This window comes from Pedobacter sp. 05L430 (assembly GCF_056397585.1).
On sequence record NZ_JBFTNT010000261.1, the window covers coordinates 1 to 6,067 of the forward strand.

At 32.1% G+C, this 6,067-nt stretch carries 9 protein-coding genes; all 9 read right to left on the reverse strand.

Features of this window, described 5'->3' with window-relative positions; translation table 11 throughout:
- On the reverse strand, positions 1–502 hold a 502-nt coding region (locus AC1DG9_RS21805; protein WP_477635228.1), incomplete at its 3' end, for a DNA cytosine methyltransferase.
- The gene (locus tag AC1DG9_RS21810; protein ID WP_477612392.1) at positions 492–683 is read right to left on the reverse strand and encodes a hypothetical protein; all 192 of its coding nucleotides are present in this window, start codon (positions 681–683) and stop codon (positions 492–494) included. The genes AC1DG9_RS21810 and AC1DG9_RS21805, both read right to left, overlap by 11 nt.
- Before the next feature lie 41 nt (positions 684–724).
- Positions 725–1,147: a very short patch repair endonuclease gene (locus AC1DG9_RS21815; protein WP_337717708.1), complete on the reverse strand. Its 423-nt coding sequence runs from the start codon at positions 1,145–1,147 to the stop codon at positions 725–727.
- A gap of 104 nt (positions 1,148–1,251) precedes the next feature.
- On the reverse strand, positions 1,252–2,382 hold the full coding sequence (locus AC1DG9_RS21820) for a putative phage abortive infection protein (protein WP_337717709.1): 1,131 nt from the start codon (positions 2,380–2,382) through the stop codon (positions 1,252–1,254).
- Between the two features lie 49 nt (positions 2,383–2,431).
- On the reverse strand, positions 2,432–3,208 hold the full coding sequence (locus AC1DG9_RS21825; RefSeq protein ID WP_337717711.1) for a group I intron-associated PD-(D/E)XK endonuclease: 777 nt from the start codon (positions 3,206–3,208) through the stop codon (positions 2,432–2,434).
- A 2-nt stretch (positions 3,209–3,210) separates the two neighbouring features.
- The gene (locus AC1DG9_RS21830; RefSeq protein WP_337717713.1) at positions 3,211–3,900 is read right to left on the reverse strand and encodes a hypothetical protein; all 690 of its coding nucleotides are present in this window, start codon (positions 3,898–3,900) and stop codon (positions 3,211–3,213) included.
- Positions 3,900–4,880 carry a PD-(D/E)XK nuclease family protein gene (locus AC1DG9_RS21835; RefSeq protein WP_337717714.1) on the reverse strand — a complete coding sequence of 327 codons (981 nt, stop codon included), beginning with the start codon at positions 4,878–4,880 and terminating at the stop codon, positions 3,900–3,902. Before AC1DG9_RS21835 ends, AC1DG9_RS21830 begins: the two co-directional genes overlap by 1 nt.
- Positions 4,881–5,013: 133 nt before the next feature.
- Positions 5,014–5,799 carry a hypothetical protein gene (locus AC1DG9_RS21840; RefSeq protein ID WP_337717716.1) on the reverse strand — a complete coding sequence of 262 codons (786 nt, stop codon included), beginning with the start codon at positions 5,797–5,799 and terminating at the stop codon, positions 5,014–5,016.
- Positions 5,800–6,067, reverse strand: a 268-nt coding sequence (locus AC1DG9_RS21845) for a hypothetical protein (RefSeq protein ID WP_477635229.1), incomplete at its 5' end; no start/stop codon positions are given.

The following is a 6,067-nucleotide window of genomic DNA, read 5'->3' on the forward strand; positions in this document are numbered from 1 at the left end:
CATTAAAAAGCTCTTGAATATCTCCGTTAAAGAAACGGTCCAGGGACAGGGTATGGTTGAAATAATAAGTTTCCAGCGCATCTAAATAGTTATCATTAACAAAAGCAGGTTCAAACCCTGCATTTATAAGCCCCTGGCTTAGTCCTCCGGCCCCGCTGAAAAAATCGGCAAATTGATATGTGGAGGTAGGATTCTTTTTCAATTCAGGTAAATACTTTTTTAAAAGAGCATGATTTTTGCCATCATTTTTTCTTATCGTTAGATAAAGATTATTCAGGAGAATAAACAATGGCTCGCCAAGACCGGATTTATATTCTACCGGAATATGATCTTTAGAAGAATTTATAATAGTAAAATGCTCACTATCCAGGATATTCTTAATTTCATTAGCTAACTGCTGGGATTTAAATTTAAACTTCTTATTATAAAATTTATAGTAAAACTCTAACATTGAGTACTTTCTTTTGGCTTGTTTAATAGATTGTGTTTGATTAATCTTCATAAGCAGAAGAATTGAAACTGCTGAAAAATGAAGAAGTGTTAATTTCTCTTTCTTGAATTATCAGAGAGATATCTCCTTTTTGATTTCTTATTTCAGCAATAGAGCTATTGCAATTATTCGCGAGAAGAGGCAATTTATCTGTTTTTTTTTCAAATGAGAGCTTTAATTCCTTGGTACGCATGGTTATAATTTTACTTATTTCCGCACTGAAATGTAAACTTTTTATTTGATTATACCAAAACTTTCTTTTAACGCTAAAAGAGTAGCTTCAATTTTGACCTTTTTCAAATCACACTCCCAAATCTCAACTATCCTCCATCCTTTCTCTATAAGTTTACCTTGTGTTATCTGGTCATTGATGATATTGGTATTGATTTTATTCAACCACCATTCTGTTCTTGTTTTAGGAACCACATAATATTTACAATCTTCATGGCCATGCCAGAAACAACCATGGACAAATATTACTGTTTTATATTTTGGTAACACTATATCGGGTTTACCAGGTAGATCGTTTACATGAATACGATAACGGAAACCGTTTTTATGTAGAAATGTACGCACTAAAAGCTCAGGGGCAGTATCCTTCCCCTTAATCTTGCTCATGTTATAAGAGCGGGTTTCCTTAGAGTGAACATCTGTCATAATTCTTTTAAACCTAACTTAACCAAAATTATTTTCTATTTAGCGAGGCAAATCTTTTTTTTAGTATAATATTCTCTAAGGAGGGAGTCTATAGTTGTAGTTTATCAGACATCCCTATTTTTGAAATATTTAACCTTCTTTTTGTATATACTTAGAAAGTCCTTTTTAATCTTATTATCCTCACAACTTTCGAATGTAATATTAGGATATATTTCATCAATTCTTATACTAGTAATAAATTCATTAGGTACATTTCTTATAAAATTATACTTGGTTATTAGCCCTCTATACACCTTAAAGTCTTTTTGTTTATTAGATGCAATTCCTGTACAATCTACGTTAAGTTCCCATGCCATCCCTAATTTACTTATACTATTAAAAAATATCAGTGTTTGTTCATAGGTTGAAAGCTGGGCTCGCAGAATTTTAACGTATTCGTATTTTTTGGCAAAAGAAATATCATTGTTGTTGTCAATATAGGTTACGATTTGAAAAAGATGTCTAAAAAAATGTCCTAATCTATACTGGTGTCCCCCGAAATATTTTGTTTTACTTTTTGAGGGGAACTTAGCAGGCAGGCCTTCTCCGATCTTATTCTCCCTTTGCCACTTGGCAGATCTTTTATTGAGTTTAGCAATCACCATTTTAATACAAGTCTCCGAATATCTATCCTTTAAAGCATCTTCTATGGAAATTTTCCCTTCCTCACTTAATCCAAAAAATAAACATAAATATGCAACATTATATAAATCTAATTTGTGTACCGGTAGATTTAATCTATCTGCAACCTCATCGATATTCTGAGCGTTCAAATTTGATATTTTATAGGCACTATTATTTTCGAATATACCCCTTATATCCTTGATGATTAAAATCATCTGTTTATGAATCTCGCGTAATGCCTTTCGACCATCATAATATACCACTTCTGCCTTGTCAGGAGCTCGCATCTTTATTGAATCGACATTATCTCTATGATATCTTATCAATTCGAAAACTCGATTTTCGAATTGATTTAAATCATAAGAATCCACCTGGTAAGTGAGTGTTTTATAAAGCAGGTATACACTAACAATTGAAAAAATCCCAGTTAAAGCAGACCCATACCCCTCAAAAACCGTAAAATCCACTGCTATGCTTTTGTTATTAGGCGGATGCTGAAATAACAATTGAATAGACAAAACCAAAAAAATAGCTACAGAAAAGTATAAGATAGTTTTTACTTTTTTTTTCATTTATCAACAATATATTAAACTCATAGACTAATTAGATTTTTTTTACAGATTATACAGGATCCATTTGCCCATCCTTTATTTCAATCTGAGAAATTATTTCGATAACAATCTCAGTCGAAACACTCTTTAATAGAAAATTATCAGTTGAGTAATCTCTTTTTGCGATGAATAGCAGAAGATGCTTTAATACATTCAAAGATAGTATTGAATAATCTACCTTTTCATTTCTAAGTAGCAAAGACAACTCCCTATCGTTAAATGAATAGGTTTGATTAGTGAAGTCGAATAAACTAGATAGCCTCGTCCTGAAATCAACCATCATTTCTTTATCAAATAAATTCTCAAGCTCTTTTTTAAATAATTTAAAAGATTCCAATTTACTAACTGGCCCACTTGAGTAGTCGTATTTAAAAATGTCCCAGTTGTTTTGAAGATTGAGGTTTTTCAAAGGATTATAATCGATATAATCTCTTCCACTATTTACTTTTTTAATTAATTGCTTTAATAACATGCCCGAAACTGGAAAGAATTCAGGAGAAAAATCCAACTTATCTGCATTTAGCTGTACAAGAACATAATACATTTCTTGATTTATTTTTGTATACGGAATACTCCACCCAGATGAACGAATTGACTGGATTGTTTTTACTTGAACTGCTAAATTCTTTCCATCTTTCTCAACTAGCAAGTCTATCGCTTTAGTATTACCGAATGTTAATGAAACATTAAACCCTCTTCTTGCAAGTTCTCCAGCTGCAAAAAACTCTCCTGCTATTCCGCTTTGAGATTTATCTAATTTTTTAAGTATTTCCCTAGTTTCTATCATGATTATTCGATAAATGGGAATTGCTTTAAGCTAAATTTTTGGAACAAAAAGGGGAAATGATCTCCCCCATTCTCCAAAAACCACTTACGTATAAGTTTATTTTTTTTAGGCTTTCCTTTACCTAATCCCTGACCCGACGGTGTGTGTAACCTAAAAGAAGGAATTTTTAGTTCATGACAAAGATCTTCTATCTTCCTAATTTGCCATTCAAAAGAATTAGGTGATACATTTAACTGGTTAGCCTTCCCTAATTTTGTAAAGTAAACCACTTCGATTCTATTTTCTTTAATATATTCAAGTACGTGATTTGTATTCCATGTAAACTCATTAAACATCTCAATTTGACTATCTAGTACAGTTTGGATTCTATTTTGATGTTCTGGGATTGTAAAATCTGCATCATTGATACTTATTAACAAATCTGTTAAAGCGATCTTATTTCTTTGAAGAAAAGCTAATTGAGTGGGTACATCTTGATGACTTATTGATCCTTCATTTGCAAAAAGAGGGAGTATTTTCCATAAGTAATTTCTACTCCTCCCATAATAGTATTTTGCAGTATTTTTTGGATGCCAACTTTGTTCTGGATTGAAAGTACCAACAATTAAAGTCTTAGCTTCCCAAGCTGGTAAAAGTCCTTTACATTCTCGTAGATGAGCACTGTGTCCAAAGAATTTATGTACACAAGTCATTATAGAATTTGTTTTTCAATTAGTACATCATTCCAACCTACATTCGGATTTTCATCAATCAATTTCTTAACTGCATCAAATCCTTTTATAAACCATTTCTCAATAGCTAATTCCATATCTGAGCTGCTCAAAAAATCGGACATTGGCTGTTCTATGGTGAAATATCCTTTTGAATTTTCGTACATAGGTAGAGAGGATAACATAGAATTAAAACTTTGAATTTTTGAGTTCTCACTATCAAGCCAGATCCAAACCATTAATATTGGTTTTGCACTAAAATCAAAACCAACGCCCAATTCACTATATCCATTCCCAATTATATTTATCTTTCGAAAGATGACACGTTTAAAGTCTCTTAATTGTTCTATAACTTTTGAGTCCTGTACTTTATTGTAGTCCCCGAAAACAGAGATAAATTGTGGTTTGATTTTTTCAAGATACGATTCCATTTTCATGAAAGCATTGTTAAAATGCTCTAGTGACAATATTTCCTGTATTGTAAAGTCTGTTGAATTACCCATTTGATTGATTTCTAAAAAGTTTAAAAATTGGCCTATGATTTCTTTGTCTTTCCATTTTCTCAAGAAATTTGCAATGTTACACCATCTAAATTGCTTAAAATCGTGGTCCGTCATATGTTTATTATCATGATATTTAGTACAATAGCGTAAATAAGTTTTGGTATAGCGACCTAGTCCATGCAAAACCTTTGAATAAGCCCACAACTGATCATAACCCTCATTTGAATGAACCTTGTTCTCTAAAAAACATATCATTTCTGAATTTTTAAAAACCATATCGATTCGACAATACAGTCTGTTATTCTCATTATAAGGATACACTACTTGAGAATCAATTTTAAAATCTTCACCCTCAACCCTCAAGACTTCATTCACAAATTCATTGGATAAATCAATATCAGAATTAAGAATAAAAACCAATATTTCAGTAGTAAAATCCTCAAGTGGAGTTTTAATCATATTCGTTCTGTAAAGTTTTAATAAAGATTGAAAAAGACTCATAAAATTATTTGTATTGATAACAGTATCTTTGATTTTGAATTAGGGTGTCTAAAAATGATAATTTACGGGTGCAAATTCTATTGAGCCATAATTAAATACTTAGCAACAATTTATCAGCTAGCTCTATTCGAATTCTTCTACTAGCCAAATCTGTTAAACGGTATTTGCCATTTTTTAGTTGAATAACCTGTCTTTTGTTGGGCGCGCATAGCCGTTGTAGATTAACAGTGACAGAAGATGAGCTACTCATTGAATGAATCCCCAACTCCTTTCTACTGAATCCATTTTCTCCTGCATAATGCAAAAGAATTAAAATTTCCTCGTCAGATTTAAGATCGGTGCGTTGAACCACCACAATATCGCCATAAACCCCAATACACGGTACATCAAACTGAAGGAGCTCTCTAATTGTTTTAGCTACCTCTTCTCTGTCACCATTCCAAAATATCCTCAGCATCTCATTCATACACCACCTAATTGATTCGATCAGATACTTTGAATCCATGTGATTTGGACTATATGTAGGAGATATATGAACGGCACCTCTGTCACTCCTAAATTTATAAATAGCATGTAAAACAGTCGATAAATGAGAGACATCTTTCCTATTAAGAAGATGTGTCACATCATTATTAATAAAATATCTTACGCAATCTTTAACTTCTTTCGTACAGCTAAGATTTCCACTATCTAGGTGATACAAAATTCTAAAAGCAATCTCTGAAAATTGACCGGCATCAAGTTCAGCAGGCTCCCAATCTCTCTGAATAAATCTTCTTTCCATAGAAATAAACTCATCAACGAATTGGGTTGCCAAAAGATGATCAAATGGTGGTGATAATTTTGCAATTAAGTTATTTTTCTCAACTAAGCCCATTTACTTTTTGGAATCTTTAATTAAGTTCTGAACAGAACTATCGCCAGCATCAGTAAGATACCAACGTCGTGGACTAGAAGTCGCATCCTCACCTACAAGAGCACCATTTCCTAATTTTACTTTGCCTAAATCTCTTGCTACGTTTCCTGAATTTATCGTTTTAGACTGTTTATAATGAGTATTAAAAGTATTGACTATTTGAGTTACGGTTAGTTCAGTGACGTTTTTTTCACTTTTAATGACATATAACAGCCACAGTGCTTTCTGT